The sequence below is a fragment of the Candidatus Sulfidibacterium hydrothermale genome, from assembly GCF_020149915.1.
GTDB classification, from domain to species: domain Bacteria; phylum Bacteroidota; class Bacteroidia; order Bacteroidales; family F082; genus Sulfidibacterium; species Sulfidibacterium hydrothermale.
The window spans coordinates 2,124,580-2,143,603 of record NZ_CP083760.1; the positions used below are offsets into that span (position 1 = coordinate 2,124,580).

17 protein-coding genes are annotated in these 19,024 nt (G+C 43.4%); 7 read left to right on the plus strand and 10 right to left on the minus strand.

The annotated features are described in order from the left end of the window. Window positions 1-8 precede the first annotated feature (8 nt). The 5 genes from LA303_RS08560 (at window position 9) to rplT (ending at window position 4,249) form a co-directional block, all read left to right on the plus strand. Window positions 9-809, plus strand: a complete 801-nt coding sequence (locus LA303_RS08560) for a TPM domain-containing protein (RefSeq protein ID WP_240524864.1) — start codon at window positions 9-11, stop codon at window positions 807-809. Window positions 810-1,037: 228 nt separating this feature from the next. Next, window positions 1,038-2,975, plus strand: a complete 1,938-nt coding sequence (gene thrS / locus LA303_RS08565; protein WP_240524865.1) for a threonine--tRNA ligase — start codon at window positions 1,038-1,040, stop codon at window positions 2,973-2,975. Window positions 2,976-2,999: 24 nt separating this feature from the next. Then, a complete protein-coding gene (infC, locus tag LA303_RS08570; protein ID WP_240527126.1) occupies window positions 3,000-3,581 on the plus strand; it encodes a translation initiation factor IF-3 in 582 nt (193 codons plus the stop codon). A 40-nt stretch (window positions 3,582-3,621) separates the two neighbouring features. Beyond that, window positions 3,622-3,816, plus strand: a complete 195-nt coding sequence (gene rpmI / locus LA303_RS08575; protein ID WP_240524866.1) for a 50S ribosomal protein L35 — start codon at window positions 3,622-3,624, stop codon at window positions 3,814-3,816. Window positions 3,817-3,901: 85 nt separating this feature from the next. Then, window positions 3,902-4,249, plus strand: coding sequence for a 50S ribosomal protein L20 (gene rplT, locus LA303_RS08580; protein WP_240524867.1), 348 nt, complete (start codon window positions 3,902-3,904; stop codon window positions 4,247-4,249). 78 nt (window positions 4,250-4,327) lie between these two features. Here the strand turns inward: rplT and LA303_RS08585 are convergent, their stop codons facing one another. From LA303_RS08585 to LA303_RS08595, 3 genes are read right to left on the minus strand one after another with little or no spacing between them, the layout of a single operon-like run. Next, window positions 4,328-5,743: a sigma-54-dependent transcriptional regulator gene (locus tag LA303_RS08585; protein ID WP_240524868.1), complete on the minus strand. Its 1,416-nt coding sequence runs from the start codon at window positions 5,741-5,743 to the stop codon at window positions 4,328-4,330. Continuing rightward, window positions 5,730-7,982, minus strand: a complete 2,253-nt coding sequence (locus LA303_RS08590; protein WP_240524869.1) for a response regulator — start codon at window positions 7,980-7,982, stop codon at window positions 5,730-5,732. The genes LA303_RS08585 and LA303_RS08590 overlap by 14 nt, the downstream gene beginning before the upstream one ends. Next, complete coding sequence (locus LA303_RS08595) at window positions 7,979-8,734, minus strand: YdcF family protein (protein WP_240524870.1); 756 nt, start codon at window positions 8,732-8,734, stop codon at window positions 7,979-7,981. Before LA303_RS08595 ends, LA303_RS08590 begins: the two co-directional genes overlap by 4 nt. A 373-nt stretch (window positions 8,735-9,107) precedes the next feature. Here LA303_RS08595 and rho point away from each other — a divergent pair, with 373 nt between their 5' ends. Then, window positions 9,108-11,033, plus strand: coding sequence for a transcription termination factor Rho (gene rho / locus LA303_RS08600; RefSeq protein ID WP_240524871.1), 1,926 nt, complete (start codon window positions 9,108-9,110; stop codon window positions 11,031-11,033). Window positions 11,034-11,202: 169 nt separating this feature from the next. On the opposite strand, the gene LA303_RS08605 is transcribed toward rho, so the two are convergent. From LA303_RS08605 to surE, 6 genes are all read right to left on the minus strand, one after another. Further along, entirely contained in the window at window positions 11,203-11,532 is a 330-nt protein-coding gene (locus LA303_RS08605) for a hypothetical protein (RefSeq protein ID WP_240524872.1), read from the minus strand. Between the two features lie 18 nt (window positions 11,533-11,550). After that, entirely contained in the window at window positions 11,551-12,921 is a 1,371-nt protein-coding gene (locus LA303_RS08610; protein ID WP_240524873.1) for a UDP-N-acetylmuramate--L-alanine ligase, read from the minus strand. A 61-nt stretch (window positions 12,922-12,982) separates the two neighbouring features. After that, window positions 12,983-14,086, minus strand: a complete 1,104-nt coding sequence (lpxB, locus tag LA303_RS08615) for a lipid-A-disaccharide synthase (protein WP_240524874.1) — start codon at window positions 14,084-14,086, stop codon at window positions 12,983-12,985. An 84-nt stretch (window positions 14,087-14,170) separates the two neighbouring features. Next, window positions 14,171-14,956 (minus strand): sulfite exporter TauE/SafE family protein, encoded by a 786-nt coding sequence (locus tag LA303_RS08620; protein ID WP_240524875.1) that lies wholly within the window; start codon window positions 14,954-14,956, stop codon window positions 14,171-14,173. Between the two features lie 20 nt (window positions 14,957-14,976). Continuing rightward, window positions 14,977-15,267, minus strand: a complete 291-nt coding sequence (locus tag LA303_RS08625) for a hypothetical protein (protein WP_240524876.1) — start codon at window positions 15,265-15,267, stop codon at window positions 14,977-14,979. After that, a complete protein-coding gene (gene surE, locus LA303_RS08630) occupies window positions 15,268-16,026 on the minus strand; it encodes a 5'/3'-nucleotidase SurE (RefSeq protein ID WP_240524877.1) in 759 nt (252 codons plus the stop codon). A gap of 246 nt (window positions 16,027-16,272) precedes the next feature. On the opposite strand from surE, the gene ftsH reads away from it, so the two are divergent. Then, window positions 16,273-18,162, plus strand: a complete 1,890-nt coding sequence (gene ftsH / locus LA303_RS08635) for an ATP-dependent zinc metalloprotease FtsH (RefSeq protein ID WP_240524878.1) — start codon at window positions 16,273-16,275, stop codon at window positions 18,160-18,162. Window positions 18,163-18,430: 268 nt separating this feature from the next. Here ftsH and LA303_RS08640 read toward each other — a convergent pair whose 3' ends face one another. Next, entirely contained in the window at window positions 18,431-19,021 is a 591-nt protein-coding gene (locus LA303_RS08640) for a Maf family nucleotide pyrophosphatase (protein ID WP_240524879.1), read from the minus strand. Between the last annotated feature and the right edge of the window lie 3 nt (window positions 19,022-19,024).

Sequence of the window (19,024 nt, forward strand, 5' to 3'; positions counted from 1 at the left end):
TTACAGCCATGAAACAAATTCAACACTCAACCCTCATTTTTATTCTGCTGTTGTTTTTCAGCATTCAGCTCCGGGCCGGAGATATTCCTCCCCGCCCCAATCCTCCCCGGCTGGTAAACGATTTTGCCGGCATTCTCACACCACAGCAGGTAAAAAGTCTCGAATACAAGTTGCGTTATTTCAACGATACCACGTCCAACCAAATTGTGGTGGTAACGGTTAAATCGCTTAACGGCATGGATCCGGCCATGTTTGCCACCGAATTGGGAAAACAATGGAAAGTTGGACAGAAAAAATTTGACAACGGCGTGGTGATTCTTATCAAACCCAAATACCGTAACAGCCGCGGACAAGCTTTTATTGCCGTAGGTTACGGACTTGAGCCGGTTATTCCCGATGCCACCGCAAAGAAAATTGTTGAATACGAAATGATTCCCCGGTTCAAACGGGGAGACTATTACGGTGGTATTCAAAAGGCAACCGACATCATTATGGAACTTGCGGCCGGCGAAATCAGCGCCAAAGGGTATAACAAAACACACGAAAAATCACCCTGGACGGCTTTGATACCCTTCGTCATTTTCTTGCTGGTCTTTTTGCTGATTCGTGTCAGCAATGCCCGCTCGTACAGTGTCGGAAAAGGCACTTCTTTCTGGACTGCTTTTTGGTTGGGAAGCATGCTCGGCGGAAGTGGTCACTCAGGAAGCTGGAATGATTTTTCAGGAGGAAGTTCCGGTGGTTTTGGTGGTGGATTCGGTGGCTTTGGCGGCGGAAGTTTCGGCGGCGGCGGTGCCGGTGGCAGCTGGTAAAAAAGTTTTCTTTTTTCACGCTTCAAAAAGAACAAATACTTTACAACCATAAAACTCAAAAACAAACACGCAATAAATCAGCCAATTACATCTTTAAAAAAGATGGATTTTGCAGCATTTTTCTCACAATCTTTTGTTAAAAAAATCATAAATTAAAATGCTTATAGCATGCGTGTTAAGAGAAAAATCCTATCTTTGCACCCAATTTTTTGAAAGGGATTCAGTAAAATGATAAAAATAACACTACCGGACGGTTCGGTAAAAGAGGTAGCCAAGGGCACCACCGCATTGGATATTGCCCGTGAAATCAGCGAAGGGCTGGCACGTAACGTACTGGCAGCTAAAGTGAACGACAAAGTGGTCAATGCCACCATGCCCATCACCGAAGATACCAAGCTGCAACTGCTTACCTGGAACGATCCGGAAGGAAAAGCCACCCTGTGGCACTCGTCGGCTCACCTGATGGCTGAAGCCATTGAGCTGCTGTATCCCGGTGTGAAATTCGGTATCGGCCCCGACATCGAAAATGGTTTTTATTACGACATCGATTTTGGTGATTACGAAATCTCGGAAAAAGATTTTCCCAAGATCGAGAAAAAAATGTTGGAACTGGCCCGCGAAAAACAACAGTTTGTCCGGAAAGAAGTTTCCAAAGCCGATGCCCTCGCCTATTTTAAAGAAAAAGGCGATGAATATAAGCTGGAGCTGATCGAAGACCTTGAAGACGGAGAAATCACTTTCTACGAAAGCGGTCATTTTACCGATCTCTGTCGCGGCCCGCACATTCCGCATACCGGATTCATCAAAGCTGTAAAGCTGATGAAAATTGCCGGAGCTTACTGGCGCGGCGATGAAAAACGCAAACAGCTGACCCGTATCTACGGCATCACCTTTCCGAAGAAAAAAGAGCTGACCGAATACCTTGAATTGCTGGAAGAAGCCAAAAAACGCGATCATCGTGTTCTTGGTAAACAGTTGGAACTGTTTACTTTTTCGCAAAATGTGGGGCTTGGTCTCCCGCTGTGGCTTCCCAAAGGGGCACAACTGCGTGAGCTGCTGGAACAATACTTGAAAAAAGTTCAACGGGCCGCCGGCTATCAACCGGTGATAACTCCACATATCGGCAACGTCAATCTGTACAAAACATCCGGTCATTATCAGAAATACGGTGAAGAATCATTTCGCCCCATCAAAACGCCGGTAGAAGGAGAAGAATTTTTCCTGAAACCCATGAACTGCCCTCATCATTGCGAAATTTACAAAGCCACTCCGCATTCGTATAAAGAGCTGCCCATCCGCTACGCCGAATTTGGTACCGTTTACCGTTACGAACAAAGCGGCGAATTGCACGGATTAACACGGGTAAGAGGTTTTACCCAGGACGATGCCCACATTTTCTGTACACCCGACCAGATCAAAACAGAATTTAATGGGGTGATTGACATTATTGAAAAGATCTTTACGGCTCTGGACTTTAAGGATGTACTGATTCAGATTTCGCTGCGCGACCCCAAACATCCTGAAAAATATATCGGGACAGACGAAAATTGGGAAAAAGCAGAAAGAGCAATTATCGAAGTAGCAGAAGAACGGAATTTAAATACGGTCGTAGAATACGGCGAAGCCGCTTTTTACGGTCCGAAAATGGACTTCATGGTTCGTGATGCCATTGGCAGAAAATGGCAACTCGGCACCATTCAGGTCGATTACAACCTGCCCGAACGCTTTGATTTAACTTACATTGGCGCCGATAACGAAAAACACCGGCCGGTGATGATTCACCGCGCACCGTTCGGCTCGATGGAACGTTTTGTGGCTGTACTTATCGAACACTGTGCCGGTAATTTCCCGGTTTGGCTTACGCCGGTACAAGCCATTATTTTACCCATTAGCGAAAAATATACAACTTACGCCAAAAAAGTATTAAATTTGCTGACCCGTTTGGATGTCCGTGCCGAACTGGATGAAAGAAACGAAAAAACAGGAAGAAAAATCAGGGATGCGGAATTGAAGAAGATTCCTTACATGCTGATTGTAGGAGAGAAAGAAGAAGAAAACGGACTGGTTTCGGTGCGAAAACACAAAGAAGGCGATCAGGGAACGATGCGCACCGAAGATTTCGCCCAAATGGTGAATGAAGAAGTAAAAAATTTAATGAATGTTTAACCAATCATTTAGGAGGACACTAAAATAGCAAAGTACAGAGGACGGGGAAGGGGCCCCAGATACGTAAAAAAAGAAGACCCCAACAAAATTAACGAACACATTACCGCGCCCATTGTCCGCCTGGTAGGTGACAATGTGGAAACCGGTATTTATCAGCTGCGCGAGGCACAAGCCAAAGCAGATGAGCTGGGTTTGGACTTGGTTGAAATCTCTCCAAAAGCCAATCCGCCTGTTTGTAAAATTATGGATTATAAAAAATACCTTTACGAACAGAAAAAAAGGCAAAAAGAGATTAAGGCCAAAACCGCCAAGGTTGTCTTAAAGGAAATCCGTTTAGGACCGAATACCGACGACCATGATTTTAATTTTAAACTAAAACATGCCACTAAATTTTTGCAAGATGGTGCCAAAGTAAAAGTGGACGTGTTTTTCAGGGGAAGATCCATCATTTACAAAGACAAAGGAGAGTACATTTTATTGCGGTTTGCCCAGGAGTTGGAAGATTATGCCAAAGTAGAACAACTTCCCAAATTGGAGGGGAAACGGATGATCATGATTCTTTCTCCTAAAAAACCGGAAAAGAAATCAGAGAAAAAATCAAGTTAAACTAAACTATATATTAATCATTTAAAAATCATTTTGCGCTATGCCAAAAATGAAAACAAAATCCGGTGCTAAGAAGAGATTTGTGCTGACGGGTTCCGGAAAAATCAAAAGGAAACATGCGTACAAAAGTCACATTCTGACGAAAAAGTCAAAAAAACGTAAACGTAACTTAACTTACTTTACCATTATTGACAAAGCTGATGAAAAGAACATTCGTCGCATGATTCAAGGGTAATCAAATCAATTGTTTAATTTTGTTATAGCTCAGAAAAGTTTCCCGGCAAGTATCGGGAGCGCTATAACGGAAAAAATTTAAAAAAATGCCAAGATCAGTTAACACTGTTGCGTCAAGAGCACGCAGAAAAAAAGTAATGAAGCAGGTCAAAGGACAATTTGGCCGCAGAAAAAATGTCTGGACGGTTGCGAAAAACGCTTACGAAAAAGGCCTCAGCTATGCCTACCGTGACAGACGAACCAAAAAACGGAATTTCCGTGCATTGTGGATTCAGCGTATCAACGCAGGGGCCCGTCTTCACGGGATGTCCTATTCTGAATTCATGGGAAAACTCCATGCCAAAAATATCGAACTGAACCGTAAAGTTCTTGCCGATTTGGCTATGAACCATCCTGAAGCTTTTAAAGCTATTGTGGATGCGGTAAAAAAATAAACGGATTTTTAATCCTACAAAAAAACCGGCTGATGATTTCAGCCGGTTTTTTTATTTTATCAAGGTACGCCTTCTCCCCTATTCCATACCATATTTTTTCATCCGGCGGTCCAGTGCCTGCCAGGTAATATTGAGCAACTGAGCTGCCTTTGATTTGTTATTGTCTGCTTTTTCAAGGGCAAGACGAATCAGCCGGCGTTCATTCTCTTCCAGGTCAAGTACAACTTCGCTGTTCCCCGATGCTTCAGGCAAACGGGTTTCGGCATGCTGCGAAATCTGCTCCGGTTTCCTTTCGCCATTTTGCATCAATTGAATATGTTCTGGTAACAAAGTATCACCATCGCACAAAATAACTGCCCGTTCAACAATATTCCGAAGCTCCCGGACATTTCCCGGAAAATGGTAGCTCTGCAACAGTTCCAGTGCATCTTTGCTCATTTTCATTTTGGTTTTTCCAAACTGCCGGCAATACAAATCGAGATAATATTGAACCAATGCCGGAATATCTTCTTTCCGCTCGCGCAATGGCGGAATGTTGATCACAAAAATATTGAGCCGGTGAAACAGGTCGAGACGAAATTTATTTTCGTTGGCCAGCTTTTCCAGATTGGTATTCGAAGCAGCAATCACCCGTACATCCACCTGTTTGCTTTGTCGCGAGCCAATCTTACTTACCTTTCGTTCTTCCAGAACACGCAGTAGCTTAGCCTGTTGTACCAACGGCATGTCACTGATCTCATCCAAAAAAAGCGTACCGCCATCCGCAATCTCAAACCAACCGTCCTTATCTGAATCTGCACCGGTAAAAGCACCTTTTTTATGTCCGAAAAATTCGCTTTCGAAAAGGCTTTCCGGAATAGCCGAACAGTTAACCGAATAAAATGTTTTATTGTTCCGGTCACTCAGATAATGAATTCCGTGTGCTACCAACTCTTTACCGGTACCACTCTCCCCCAAAATCAGGACAGAAGTATTCGGCGTTTGTGCCACTTTCGTCATCATCCCAATCATATCGCGCATGGCCTTACTGTTTCCCACCAGTCGCACACCAATATTTTCGAGTAATTTTTTTGACAGGACGTCCATGCCGGACTTCACACTCTGGAGCTCTGTTGTCAGTGCGATAAAGCGCTCTGTACGCACAATGGCTTTATACACATCCGCAAGGCGGAAAGGTTTGGCAAAATAATCGGCAGCTCCCTTGCGCATGGCTTCAATCACGGTATTCATATCTCCGTGTCCCGAAATCATAATGACTTCCGTTGACGGGTTTACCTTTTTAATCTCCGGCAACAGGTCCAGCCCGCTTTTTCCCGGTAACCGGATATCCAGAATCACGATATCCGGTATTTTTGTTTTTACCAGTTCCAGGGCCGTATCCGGATGGTTAGCCGAATAAACGGTAAATTTTTTACCCTTCAGAAATTCGGCAATTTCATCTACGAGCCGTTGCTCATCATCTACAACAAGGAGACTTAACTTATTTGACATCATTTGCTTTATTTGCTTTTTTTAGTGGTAATCGAATGATAAATTCAGTCATTTCTTTTTCCCGGCTTTGTACACGAATGTTACCGCCAAACTCTTTCACAATACCATACGAAATGGAAAGTCCCAGCCCGGTACCTCTTTCTTCATCTTTTGTCGTAAAAAACGGATCGAAAATCTTGTTCAGGTTTTCCGGAGAAATTCCGGTGCCGTTATCTTTCACTCTGACTTCACAAAAATTATTTTTCCGGACACACTGGATGGCAATCTCTTTCTTATATCCGTTATGGACAAATCGCGCCTTTTCTTCCACAGCATACCGGGCATTGGACAGCAGATTCAGAAAAACCTGCTCAAGACGGTAAGGATTTCCTGTTACAACAAGTTCTTCATCCTGAACAAAATCCAATTGCAGATCAATTTGATGATCTTTCATCTGCATTTTAACCAAAGAAAGTGCATTGTTTAAAACCTGAACTACCGGCACATCTTCTTTAAGTGCTTCCTGCTGGTCACGTGAAAAAATACGGACATGCTGAATGATCTGATTGATCCGTTCCACATCCTGAAACAGTACTTCAAACTTTTTACGAAGATACTCTTCATCCAGTTTTCCATCGGACATTCGCATCAAAATATTTTCCAGTCCCATGGAAATACCGCCCAAAGGCTGGTTCACTTCGTGTGAAAGTCCTGCCGACAGCTCTCCGATATATTCCAGTTTTGATTTTTGCACCAACAATTGTTGTTGTTGTTTCACCTTTTCCACTTCCTGCGCCACTCGTTTTTCCAGTTCTTTATTTAACCGGTTTAAGGCATTTTCGGCTGTTTTACGGGCACTGATATCGGAAAGGAAAACCAAGCAGGCATTTTCTTCATCCCAAATAATTTCATTGGTTTTCATTTCCACCCACTTTAATTTTCCGGAAGGAGAAACAAACCGGATATCAATAAACTCAGTACCTTTACGTTCGCCCACCGTATGAATAAAATTTTCAAAGCGCGGGCGGTCTTCTTCGAAAACAAAATCCACCAGGCAGCTTCCGATAATATGATCCGGGTTACTGCCCAGAATATCGATACCTTTCGGGTTTACCATGACAACTTGCCGTTCCACAATCAAAACAATACCATTAATGGCATTTTCAAAAATAAGCCGGTACTTTTCTTCGCTTTCACGTAAACGAGTTTCAACAGCCTGTCTTTCAATAATTTCTTTCTGCATTGCCTCGGTACGCTGTTTTACCCGGAGTTCAAGATGGGCGTTTAGCTCACGCAATTCATTTTCCACATCCTTCCGGTAAATAGCAGCTCCCAGGTTATGCGCCAAGGTTTCCAACGCACCGGTTTCGGCTTCTGACCAAACCCGTTCCTGTTCACATTCATCCAGGCCGATAAATCCCCACCATTTATCCTGAACAAAAATAGGCATGGAAAGAATGGAGATGATATCCTGCTCTTCCAGCACCTTCCTTTCAATTTCATTTTTAAAATCCCGAACAAAACCATGGATATAACCGTGATTCTTCATCACCTCTACCCAGCGAACAAAAATCGGATCGTCAAAATAAAGGCGTTCGAGTGTGGGATTATCAATTTCCGGCTTTACCTGTCCTTTCACCCATTCGTAAATCTGCGAAGTAAAGGGTTTACCCTGTTCATCTTCAAAATTCTGAAAGATGTACACCCGCGAAGCATTGGTCACTTCGCCAATCAGCTGCAACACCTTTTGTACCGATTGACTATTAAAACCTTCTTCAAAAAAAACAGCCGTTACATTGGCCAAAGCCCGCAAAATGGCTTCACTTTTTCGTTGTTCATTTTCGGCTAGCCGCCGTTTTTGTTCCTCTTTCCGGACTTTCCGGTCCAGCAAAATATCATTCGCCTGCTCTTCAATAGCTTTTAGCAGTTGTGCCGATTCAACCGGTTTCAACAAATAGGCCTTTACTCCCAAAGCAATCGCACTGGTAAAATATTGCGGTTCACCAAATGCTGAAAGGATAATGATTCGCGCATATTTATCTATCTCCCTGATTCTCATTATCATGTCCAGACCATCCATCACCGGCATTCTGACATCGGTCAAAACAATATCCGGATGATATTGTTTAAATTGGTTCAGACCTTCCAGTCCGTCAGAAGCCACATACACCTTTTCTACAGTATATTCCAAGATTTTTTTGTAGATGTTTCTCAGTGTTGGGTCATCTTCAATGTAAAGCAAGGAAACATTGAGTTTTTTCATGGGGTTTTTGTCAGTTTTTCAGGTTTTACATTATTTTGTTGAAACAAATCGAGACTATCCTGGGCATACCCTTTTTCCAGCATTTTTTCAAATTTCTGATAATCGGGATGAAAAAAGGCCCAAACATAACTAAATGCCACAAATTCATTACTTACATTCCGGAAACCTTTACTGGTACGCCACCAATGTTCCGGGTCAAAAGTGCGGTCAGTATCGGCAATAATTCCTATTTGATATTCTTTTCCAAAAGCACGTTCAAACATCAGATGAGTCCGGCGCGCATGCACCCCCACCGAATAAATATTGAATGCATGGCCAAATTCCGGATGTTTTTGAAACAACATCCGGGTAGCCACTGCCGTATTATACGTCCGGTTTATGGTTACCGAGCGAGGAATAACGGCTTCATAAACAGTGTCTTTAAAGCCATATCCTCTAATTACCGCAATAGCACCTTCCGCTGTATTTTTAAATGTTACATAATCACTCCACTGGGTAATGGGCAAACCGGTTACGATCAGATGTTGATAGTGATTTTTCCGGTAAAAATCCACAGCATGGTGCAAGGCATAATCTTCTATCCATCCTTCCACCACCAGTGTTTTGGCTTTCACCGGCTCATTTAGCGACAACCAACGGCAAACGGTTCCCAGCCAAATCCGAAAAAGGAGAGCCAACAGAAGCCATACGGCAATCCACCCCCAAAAGGTCAGACAACGGCATTCTCTTTTTTCCCATAACCGGATTTTCATTCTTGTCATTAATTTACCATAAGTTTCTTCTTCACCAGAAAAAACGTAATCAAAAGACTACCCTCTGGTAATTTCTTCCTGTAGGTCAAAAATAACAATTTTCAGGGCAGGAAAACGTCAACCGGAGCATTTTCGGCGGCAAGCAGAAAAAAAGTATTCCTCTTTTTTGAATATTCTCGCCGGTGAAAACCTGATAACCAGTCATTATGTTAAAAATATTTAAGCGGCACAGGATATACAACCGGATTTTTTATATCTTTGCGCTTGTTAAAAGGGTCCTTTTAATCTTTTCCTTAAAAAAGAATTTCTTAAGATTTAACAAGCCCAAAAATAATCGGATGATTTTCTCAAGAAAACAATAAATATTAATTACATGTACGATATTATAACGCTGAACAACAAGCTGGTAGGCGAGCTACGACAGATTGCCAAAGAGTTGGGTATTCCCCGAACCGAAAAACTGGTCAAGCGCGATTTGATTTATAAAATTTTAGACCAACAGGCTTTAATTCCTGTGAAAGAGTCTTCTTCGGATAAAGAAAAGCCCCATGTAAAACGGACTTACCGGCGAAAGAAACAAGAATCATCTTCTGCCTCTGCAGCAACCGAAACTGAAAAAACAAATCCGGAAGAAGCAAAAAGTCCGGAAGAAAATAAAGAACAGACCGAAACAGCACAAGCAGAAAACAAACCCAAACGCCGTCGCGGACGTCCGCGTAAAAATCAGAAGAAGGAAGAAGCCGCTGCAGAAAAAAACGAAACCAAAAGCGAAAACAAAACGGGAAAACCGGCAGAAGAAAAAAACCAAGCTCCTTCTCTTTTCGACACTCCAAAAGCTGATAACCAAGAAAATACCCAAAAAACTGCCGAAAAACAGCCGGAAGAAACAACAAAAGAATCATCAGAAACAACAGAGAACACGGCTCAGTCCTCAGCTTCGCGTCCGAAATCTCATCTTGAACAATATGAAGCCCGTGTAAAACGCAGAAAACGGATTACACGAAATACTTCAGATAATAACAATCCGGACAACAAAGAGCAAAAACAAGAACAAAAGCAAGAAGACAAAAGAAACGGGGAAAAGAGCACTTCTGATGTTTCATCAGAGCCCAAACAACAAGCAGAAAGCAAAGAGAAACCGGCCGAGAAAGAAACACCCAAAGAAGAACCCAAATACAATCTGGAAGGCATAATCAACTCGGAAGGCGTTTTGGAAATTATGCCTGACGGATACGGTTTTCTGCGTTCTTCGGATTACAACTACCTTAACTCACCGGACGATATTTATGTATCCCAGTCGCAAATCAAACTTTTTGGTCTGAAAACAGGAGACACGGTTCTGGGAACCATTCGTCCACCTAAAGAAGGAGAAAAATATTTTCCGTTAATCAAAGTCATTACCATTAACGGCAGAACACCGGAAGAAATCCGCGACCGGATTCCTTTCGACTTTTTAACGCCGTTATTCCCACAAAAGAAATTTAAACTTACCGGTCATCCTAAAGAAACCATTTCCACTCGAATCATGGACATGTTTTGTCCGATTGGAAAAGGACAACGCGGGCTTATCGTTTCACAACCCAAAACCGGAAAAACAGTTCTTCTGAAAGAAGTAGCCAATGCCATTGCTTACAATCACCCGGAAGTTTATCTGATCATTTTATTGATTGACGAACGTCCGGAAGAGGTTACCGACATGGCCAGAAGTGTAAATGCCGAAGTGATTGCTTCTACTTTTGATGAACCGGCAGAGAAACACGTAAAGATTGCCAACCTGGTACTGGAAAAAGCCAAACGGATGACCGAAAGCGGCCATGACGTGGTTATTCTGCTTGACTCCATCACCCGGCTTGCCCGTGCATACAACACGGTTTCACCGGCTTCGGGAAAAGTGCTTTCCGGTGGTGTGGAAGCCAATGCGCTACAGAAACCGAAACGCTTTTTTGGTGCTGCACGGCAAATTGAAGACGGTGGTTCATTGACCATTCTGGCCACTGCCCTTATCGATACCGGTTCAAAAATGGACGAAGTGATCTTCGAAGAATTTAAAGGTACCGGTAATATGGAGCTTCAGCTGGACAGAAAACTTTCCAACAAACGGATTTTCCCGGCCATCGACATTGTTGCATCCAGTACCCGCCGCGAAGACTTACTGCTTGACAAAGAAGTACTTCAACGGGTTTGGATCCTCCGGAACCATTTGTCGGATATGAATCCGGTAGAGGCCATGGAGTTTCTGAAAGAAAGAATGAAGTTTACCAAAACGAACGAAGAATTTTTGTTGTCCATGAACGGATAGCATAAAAATCACTCATAAAAAAGCCGGCTCTTTCCAGAACCGGCTTTTTTTTATTTATCTCATCATCTTGTTAATAAAGGGGTAACTACTCAACTTTCGCAAGCTTGACAATACCATTGAAAATCAAAATGCGCTTTTGATTCATTCCGATATCGCGGTAGTCATCATCTCATTTTTTAATGATATTCACTGATTCCGGAAAAATTGCTTTTTTACTTGAAGTAAAAAAAATTTTAAAGTGTTTTCTGTTCCTTTCTTGTTTCGTCAAGAAAGGAACCAAAGAAGACGCACCGAAACGAATGCTTCTTCCCGCTCTGCCGAAAAGCAACATCTCCGGCAAAAGAGTCTCTTGCTCACCGCAAGAGAAATGCAAGCACTTTTGCACGATGCTGTAAGCTTTTCGGCATTCACTCTCTCGCCGGCCCGCCGTTTCGGTAGGCCTGCCCACAGCTTGTGCATCGCCATTGTCTTTAAAAGCACCTGTAAAAAATAAACCCATGAAAGTTAAGAAAAATCATCAGTCGGTTTTTCTTTTGAGCAATTTATCTGCCAAAGCTTTCATATTCAAGCCGTCAAAAGTTCCTGAACTCATCATTAAAAAAATGTTATCGGGTTGGGTATTCTCTACCAAACAGGAAACCAATTCATCTTTGTCATCAAAAACCTGCAAATCATCACGGGCAAAAGCTTTTTTCACGGCCTCTTTGCTCAAAACCGGCAATTTTTTCATCTGCAGGGCATGCGGACTGTAAAAAACAAAAGCCTGGTCGGCCGAATCCATGGCATGAGCATACTGAGCCAGAAAATCCTGATTCAGGCTGCTAAAAGTGTGGAGCTCAAAACAGGCCACCACCTGCTGTTGGGGAAATTGCATCTTTACGGCTTCCAGTGTAGCTTTCAGCTTGGACGGTGCATGGGCAAAATCACTGTACAAACGCCCTTTCCCGTTTTCTGCCACCAGCTCCAACCGTTTGGATGCTCCTTTAAAATGGCTTATCGCTTCCAGAAAATCACTATCCGCAATGCCCAGTTCCCGGCACACCAGCCAGGCTCCGTGGAGATTCGACAGATTATGCTTTCCAAAGATTTTTAACGGAATGCGTTTCTTTCCTATTTTCAAAAAAGTGACGCCGTTCTCCACCTCATAAGGCACTGAAGTGTAAGGAATTTTTCTCAGGTCTTTTCGTTCAGACTTTACCAGGCGGGTTAACCATTCATCTCCGGCATAATAAATCAACACGCCGTCCGGCTCAATCAGCCGGATAAAAATGGCAAACTGCTCAAGATAATTGTCAAAAGTGGGAAAAACGTTGATATGGTCCCAGGCGATTCCGCTAAGCAAAGCCACATGCGGATGATACCAATGAAATTTAGGACGCCGGTCAATGGGCGAGCTCAGGTATTCATCCCCTTCAAAAATCATCAGCGGCGCATCATTACTCAACCGCACCATCACTTCAAAATCAGGCAGCCGGGAGCCCACAAGGTAATCGAAATCCTTACCGAGATGCTTTAGCACATGCATCACCATAGCGGTAATGGTGGTTTTTCCATGACTTCCGCCGATAACTACCCTTTTTTTATTTTTTGCATGGGCATACAAAAACTCGGGATAAGAATAAATTTTCACTCCCAGCGCTTTTGCCCGCAGTAATTCCGGATTATCCGCACGGGCATGCATCCCCAAAATTACCGCATCCAGGCTGGGTTGTATCTTTTCCGGATGCCATCCCTCCTTTTCAGGCAGCAAACCATATTGTTTTAGCCGGCTTTTTGACGGTTCAAAAATTTCGTCATCCGAACCGGTAATGGTATGTCCGTTTATTTTTAAAGCAATGGCCAGATTATGCATGGCGCTGCCGCCAATAGCGATAAAGTGTATGTTCATTTCAACGTTTTTTGATAAAGTAAAAGTAGGAAAAAGGCTTGTTTACACAAATTTTTATCCTTTACTGTTGCAATACTTCTGCAACAACGGCGGCGGCTCTTTCTGAGGCACCTTCCGACCCCAGTTTTTCTCTCATTTGTGCATATTGAGCCAGTATCTCTTTTCTCCGCGACTCATTTTCCAACAGATCATGAAGTGCTTTCGCCAGGTTTTGTGCTGTAAAATCAAACTGAATCAGCTCCTGTACCACTTCTTTATCCATAATCAGGTTCACCAGTGAAATAAAACGAAGATGTACCAACATTTTGCCGATAAAATAAGTCAGTATATTGAGCTTATATCCCACCACCTGCGGAACATTCAGCAAAGCCGTTTCCAACGTGGCTGTTCCCGAGGCCACCATGGCAGCCACAGAAGCCCTTAACAGGGCATGTGTCTGGTCAAAAACCACCGGAATATTGAAATCAGAATAAACAGCAGGAGAAACTGATTTGACCCCTGCCGCTACAAACTGATATTCCGGAAATTCTTTTGCAGCCGCCATCATCACGGGCAATATTTTTTTTATCTCCTGTTCGCGGCTACCCGGCAAAACAGCAACCACCGGTTTCTCCGATAAATGATTTTCGCGCAAAAACACTTCTTTTGGCACCTGCTTTTCCTCTTTCAGCTCATCCAGCAAAGGATGGCCCACAAAATCAGCCTGATAACCCAACCGGGCATAAAATTCCTTTTCAAAAGGAAGAATCACCATCATACGATCCACATATTTTTTAATGATCTTGATGCGTGATTGTTTCCATGCCCAGATGGTAGGCGAGATGTAAAACACCACTTTCAATCCGTTTTCGTGGGCAAACCGGGCCATACGCAGGTTGAATCCCGGATAGTCAATTAAAATTACCACATCAGGCTGATAGGAAAGCAGTTCTTTTTTACAAAAAGAGAAGTTTTTCCGGATGGTTCGCAGGTTCATGACCACTTCCACAATTCCCATAAAAGCCAGGTCACGGTAATGTTTGACCAGCGTCCCGCCTACCGCTTTCATTTTGTCGCCTCCCCAAAACCGGAACTGAGCCTGCGGGTCATTCCGGAGAATGGCTTTCATCAAAAAAGCTCCGTGCAAATCTCCCGAAGCTTCACCGGCAATGAGATAATATTTCATGAAAATGATTTACAAAATTTAAATAAACCGGAAGTAAAAAAGTTTTCACATCACTTTTCCCCCGACATTGTCTTTCCGGCAAAATTAAACAAAAGGTTTAACTATCATATAAACGGCGATAATACCCAAAATAACAGAGAGCACCCATTTTACCTTTTTCTCAGGAAGTTTTAGCGAGATCCGCGAGCCGATTTGCCCGCCAATGAACACCACAACTCCCAGGATAAGAGCCAGTTTCCAGTCAGGAGTCGTATGCATCACATGACCGCCAAACCCCAACAGGCCCGTAAAACTAACCATCAATGCCGAGGTGGCTACGGCAATCTTTGCCGGAATACCAAACCACAAAATCATCATCGGGATCTTAAAAACGCCACCGGCAATTCCCAACAACCCGGCCAGATAACCCAGCGTAAAAGTAGCCGGCACGACCAACGGAAGCGAAATGGAATAATCGTAGCCATTAAAATGGCGGTTCCACCATCCGAAACCGGTTTTTCTGACAAAGGTACCCTGTGACTCTTTTTTGGGTTTCACCGTAAAATAAGCGGCCAGTAACAAAAGGACTCCGAGCAATAATTGCAGAAAGTGGGGATGAAACCGTGATGACATCGCGCCGCCGGCAAAAGCACCGATATCCGTAAAAGTTTCCAAAACCAAAGCCAATTGCCAGTCCACCATTTTGGCCTTCCTGAACCGCAAAAAAGCAGAAAAACCGGTAATGGTAATCAAAAAAAGGCTTAGCGTGGAGGCACTCTCAAAATCATATCCAAGAAACAGAAAAATCGGTACATAAAAAATACCACCGCCAATTCCCACCGAACTCAGGATAATGCTGACAATTAAAAAGACAATGATTTCCAGAAACATGTCAGGGGAAGAAATTAAATTCAGGGTTTAAAAAACAAATAAAAGAAAAGCAGGACCAACCCGATAGTGATGAGCAGCACCCCTTTTCCTGTCTTATAACTGTTCCACTTCACAAAATAAAAGCGGAAAAGCAGAATATTTCCGGCAAGACTTAATAAATAAATATTTTCCGGCTGCTGAAGTCCTTGCCACACGCCAAAATGTACCAGCAGGGTATAAATCCCCCAAAAAAGAGCATACAACGGAACAGGCAACAACAAGCCCCAAAGCAACCCCAAAAAGAAATTATCTTTTTTAAAAAGTGTCATCATTTAAAATTTCAATTGTTTTAGCCATTGTGTGGCTGTAAAATCAATTTGTACCGGTGTAACCGCCACATAATTCTCCGACAAGGCTTTTTCGTCGGTATCGGGCCGGGGATCACCATTTACAAACGTTCCGCCAATCCAGTAATACGTGCGGCCAAACGGATCGACCCGGGCATCAAAATCTTCAATCCACCGCGCTTTAGCCTGCCGCACTACTTTTATCCCTTTTACAGGCTCTTCCGATTTCTTAGGAATATTCACATTCAGGCATACGCCTTCGGGAAGCCCTTCATCCAGTACTTTTCGGGTAATGGTATTCACAAAAGGATCAACATGGCTAAAATCAGCTTCATGATCGTAATCATCTACCGAGAAACCAATGGACGGAATCCCGTCAATAGCTCCTTCCATCGCGGCGGCCATTGTCCCGGAGTACACAATGTTTATGGCCGCATTAGACCCGTGATTGATTCCTGAAACAATCAAATCCGGTTTTTGGTTCAACAGCGCATGTTTTCCCAGTTTAATATTATCCACCGGCGTTCCGTTGGTCAGGTATTCTTTAAAACCTTTCTCTTCGTGAATCAGCCGGGGCATCAGCGGGGTTTTAATGGTAACAGCATGACTCATCCCCGACATGACCTGTTCTGATGAGATCACCACCACATCCCCAAAGTCGCGCATCAATTCAATCAGTTTTCGCAATCCTTTTGCATGAATGCTGTCGTCATTCGTAATCAGTATCAGTGGTTTTTTCTGCATCGCTCTCAAAATAAAAACCCGGAAAAAGCTCCGGTTTGTCGTGCAAATATACAATGAGTTTTGCTTTCAGCAGAAAAAACAGCAATACCCGACAGACAATATGGAGCTTTTCACGAAAAAAAGCTGTAATCTTGTCATCTGAAATGGTTCCGGTAAAATTTTTGTTATAAAAACAGAAATTTATAAAGCGAAAAAAACAAAACGGCCTGACAGCCATAAATATTTGACAATTAAAATAATAAGCACATGAAAAAGAATGACAAGTTTTCGGTATATTACTGGATCGGGTTATTTTTTATGTTCTTGCTCATCGACAGCGTCTTTTTTGCGCCGGGCAGAAGCGGAACACGAATTTTTACCTACGACCAGTTTATTCAAAAGGTGGACTCGGGAAAGGTGGAACGGGTATTGATCCTTCCTGAAAAGATCATCGGAGAAATCAGATCTTCCAAAGAAGACACCACCCATCATTTAATCACCAATGGTCCGGCAGCCCCGTGGCGACTGCGTTTAAAATCCATTGAAGATCAAATTAAACGCCAGTTTATCGTAAACCGGCTTCCGAATGTAAGTGACCAACAGCTTTTAAACCGGTTATTGAAAGGCAAAGTCATTGTCCAGGGCAAATATGAATCGCATGCTTTAAAGAACTTTTTCCTGGATTGGATTTTACCCTTTATCTTTCTGTTTGCCCTGTGGGGATTTTTATATAAAAGAATGGGGCCGGGCAATCCGATGCTGGACTTAGGAAAAAGCAAAGCCAAAATTTTGGCCGAAAAACCGGAGAATCCGGTAAAATTTACGGATGTGGCCGGTGTTGATGAAGCCGTTGAAGAAGTAAAAGAACTGGTAGATTTTCTGAAAAATCCGAAAAAATATACGCAACTGGGCGGAAAACTTCCCAAAGGTGTTTTGCTTGTAGGCCCTCCCGGAACCGGAAAAACCCTGCTTGCCAAAGCTGTTGCCGGCGAAGCCGGAGTTCCTTTCTTCAACCTGAGCGGGTCTGATTTTGTGGAAATGTTCGTGGGTGTAGGTGCCGCCCGTGTACGCGACCTTTTCAAAGAAGCCAAAAGCAATGCGCCCTGTATCATTTTTATCGATGAAATTGATGCCATCGGGAAAAGCCGTGCTTCCAATGCGGCATACGGCGGAGGCTACGATGAACGCGAAAACACCCTGAACCAACTGTTGGTAGAAATGGATGGTTTTGATGCCGGAATCGGTGTTATTATCATGGGAGCCACCAACCGTCCGGAAGTACTGGATGCCGCTTTATTGCGCCCGGGCCGGTTCGACCGTCAGGTATTGGTGGACAAACCGGATTTGAAAGGACGGGCTGCCATCTTTAAAGTCCACACCAAAAACCTGACACTGGATGAAAATGTGGATATTCAACGTTTGGCTGCACAAACTCCCGGTTTTGCCGGTGCAGAAATCGCCAATGTTTGTAATGAAGCTGCCATTCTTGCCGTCCGGAAAAAACATGATAAAATCATGATGTCCGATTTTGAAGAAGCCATTGAACGGGTAATTGCCGGGCTGGAAAAGAAAAACAAAATCATCAACGAAAAAGAACGGAAAATTGTGGCTTATCATGAGTCAGGACATGCCATTGTGGGATATTTTACCGAAGGAGCCGATGAAATACAAAAGGTTTCCATTGTTCCGCGTGGTATTGGCGCATTGGGTTACACCCTGCAAATGCCTTTGGAAGACCGTTATCTGATGTCAAAAACCGAATTATTGGGAAAAATCAAAGGTCTGCTGGGCGGACGGGCAGCCGAAGAAATTGTTTTCGGCGACATTTCTACCGGCGCCTCCAACGACCTGGAAAAAGTAGCCCAATTGGCTAAAAACATGATCACCGTTTACGGCATGAGTGAAAAACTACCCAACATCTCGCTGGTCAGCCAGTCGGGTTCCGGATTCCTTGGCAATCCTAACGGACTGGAAAGGCGTTCGGAATACATGGAACGTATTATCGACGAAGAAGTGCATAAAATCATTAGCGAATGCTACGAGGATGCCAAACGGATTCTCAAAGAAAAAAGAGATAAACTGGAAAAGATGGCTCAGGTACTTCTGGAAAAAGAAGTCATTGAGCACGGAGAAATTGAAGAAATCCTTGGGAAATAAAGAACTTCTGCAAATAAGCAGAAAATAGCTGATGAGATTCATCATGCGGGAAGTTAGAAGCTGGAAGTCCGAAGTTGGAAGTTGGAAGTCTGCGGTGGAACATTGAATAGCCGTTGTACGGATAAAAAATTTCAACTTTGGGCTTCTCGCTTTTCTGGGTAATGCTGATTACAATTGAATCCTGGGAAAATGAACAATTTCTTAAAAAGACGCAGAACCCGAAAACAGAATCGTATTTGTACGGCGGAACTTTTTGTCCGCCGTTTTTTTATGCAATAAATTCATTAAGCCGGCGGTATAATTCATGCGTGGGGAGTCCCATCACATTGAAATAGGAACCATTGATTTTTTGGATAGCCACATGCCCTATCCACTCCTGAATGCCATAGGCGCCGGCTTTGTCAAACGGCTGGAAATTATGGATATAAAAATCAATTTCATCATCTGACAACGGGGCAAACCACACCGCTGTAGCCACAGTAAAAACCGAGATTTTATTTTCCGTCCGCAGGCACACTCCGGTAATTACTTTATGCCGGTTATCCGACAAAGCACGCAGCATTTCCACCGCCTGGCGGGCACCGGACGGTTTTCCCAATATTTTATCTCCCTTGGCTACTACCGTATCTGCCGTGATGACCAACGTATTTTTCTTCCATGGAAAATCATGAAAGGCATCACTTTTTAACCGACATAAAAAGGCTGCCGCTTCTTCCGGAGAAAGATTTTCCGGAAAAATCTCATCCACTTCTTTTTTTACCACCCGAAACGGGATTTGCATGGCCGAGAGCAGCTGCCGGCGCCGGGGAGAACCGGAGGCCAGAATCACATCGTAGTCTTTCAGTTTGTCAATCAACATCTT

Bases quoted from the DNA above. Each gene is read 5' to 3' on its own strand.
- LA303_RS08560 (WP_240524864.1), top strand. From the start codon at position 9: ATGAAACAAATTCAACACTCAACCCTCATTTTTATTCTGCTGTTGTTT.
- thrS (WP_240524865.1), top strand. From the start codon at position 1,038: ATGATAAAAATAACACTACCGGACGGTTCGGTAAAAGAGGTAGCCAAG.
- rpmI (WP_240524866.1), top strand. From the start codon at position 3,622: ATGCCAAAAATGAAAACAAAATCCGGTGCTAAGAAGAGATTTGTGCTG.
- rplT (WP_240524867.1), top strand. From the start codon at position 3,902: ATGCCAAGATCAGTTAACACTGTTGCGTCAAGAGCACGCAGAAAAAAA.
- LA303_RS08585 (WP_240524868.1), bottom strand. From the start codon at position 5,743: ATGATGTCAAATAAGTTAAGTCTCCTTGTTGTAGATGATGAGCAACGG.
- LA303_RS08590 (WP_240524869.1), bottom strand. From the start codon at position 7,982: ATGAAAAAACTCAATGTTTCCTTGCTTTACATTGAAGATGACCCAACA.
- LA303_RS08595 (WP_240524870.1), bottom strand. From the start codon at position 8,734: ATGAAAATCCGGTTATGGGAAAAAAGAGAATGCCGTTGTCTGACCTTT.
- rho (WP_240524871.1), top strand. From the start codon at position 9,108: ATGTACGATATTATAACGCTGAACAACAAGCTGGTAGGCGAGCTACGA.
- LA303_RS08605 (WP_240524872.1), bottom strand. From the start codon at position 11,532: ATGGGTTTATTTTTTACAGGTGCTTTTAAAGACAATGGCGATGCACAA.
- LA303_RS08610 (WP_240524873.1), bottom strand. From the start codon at position 12,921: ATGAACATACACTTTATCGCTATTGGCGGCAGCGCCATGCATAATCTG.
- lpxB (WP_240524874.1), bottom strand. From the start codon at position 14,086: ATGAAATATTATCTCATTGCCGGTGAAGCTTCGGGAGATTTGCACGGA.
- LA303_RS08620 (WP_240524875.1), bottom strand. From the start codon at position 14,956: ATGTTTCTGGAAATCATTGTCTTTTTAATTGTCAGCATTATCCTGAGT.
- LA303_RS08625 (WP_240524876.1), bottom strand. From the start codon at position 15,267: ATGATGACACTTTTTAAAAAAGATAATTTCTTTTTGGGGTTGCTTTGG.
- surE (WP_240524877.1), bottom strand. From the start codon at position 16,026: ATGCAGAAAAAACCACTGATACTGATTACGAATGACGACAGCATTCAT.
- ftsH (WP_240524878.1), top strand. From the start codon at position 16,273: ATGAAAAAGAATGACAAGTTTTCGGTATATTACTGGATCGGGTTATTT.
- LA303_RS08640 (WP_240524879.1), bottom strand. From the start codon at position 19,021: ATGTTGATTGACAAACTGAAAGACTACGATGTGATTCTGGCCTCCGGT.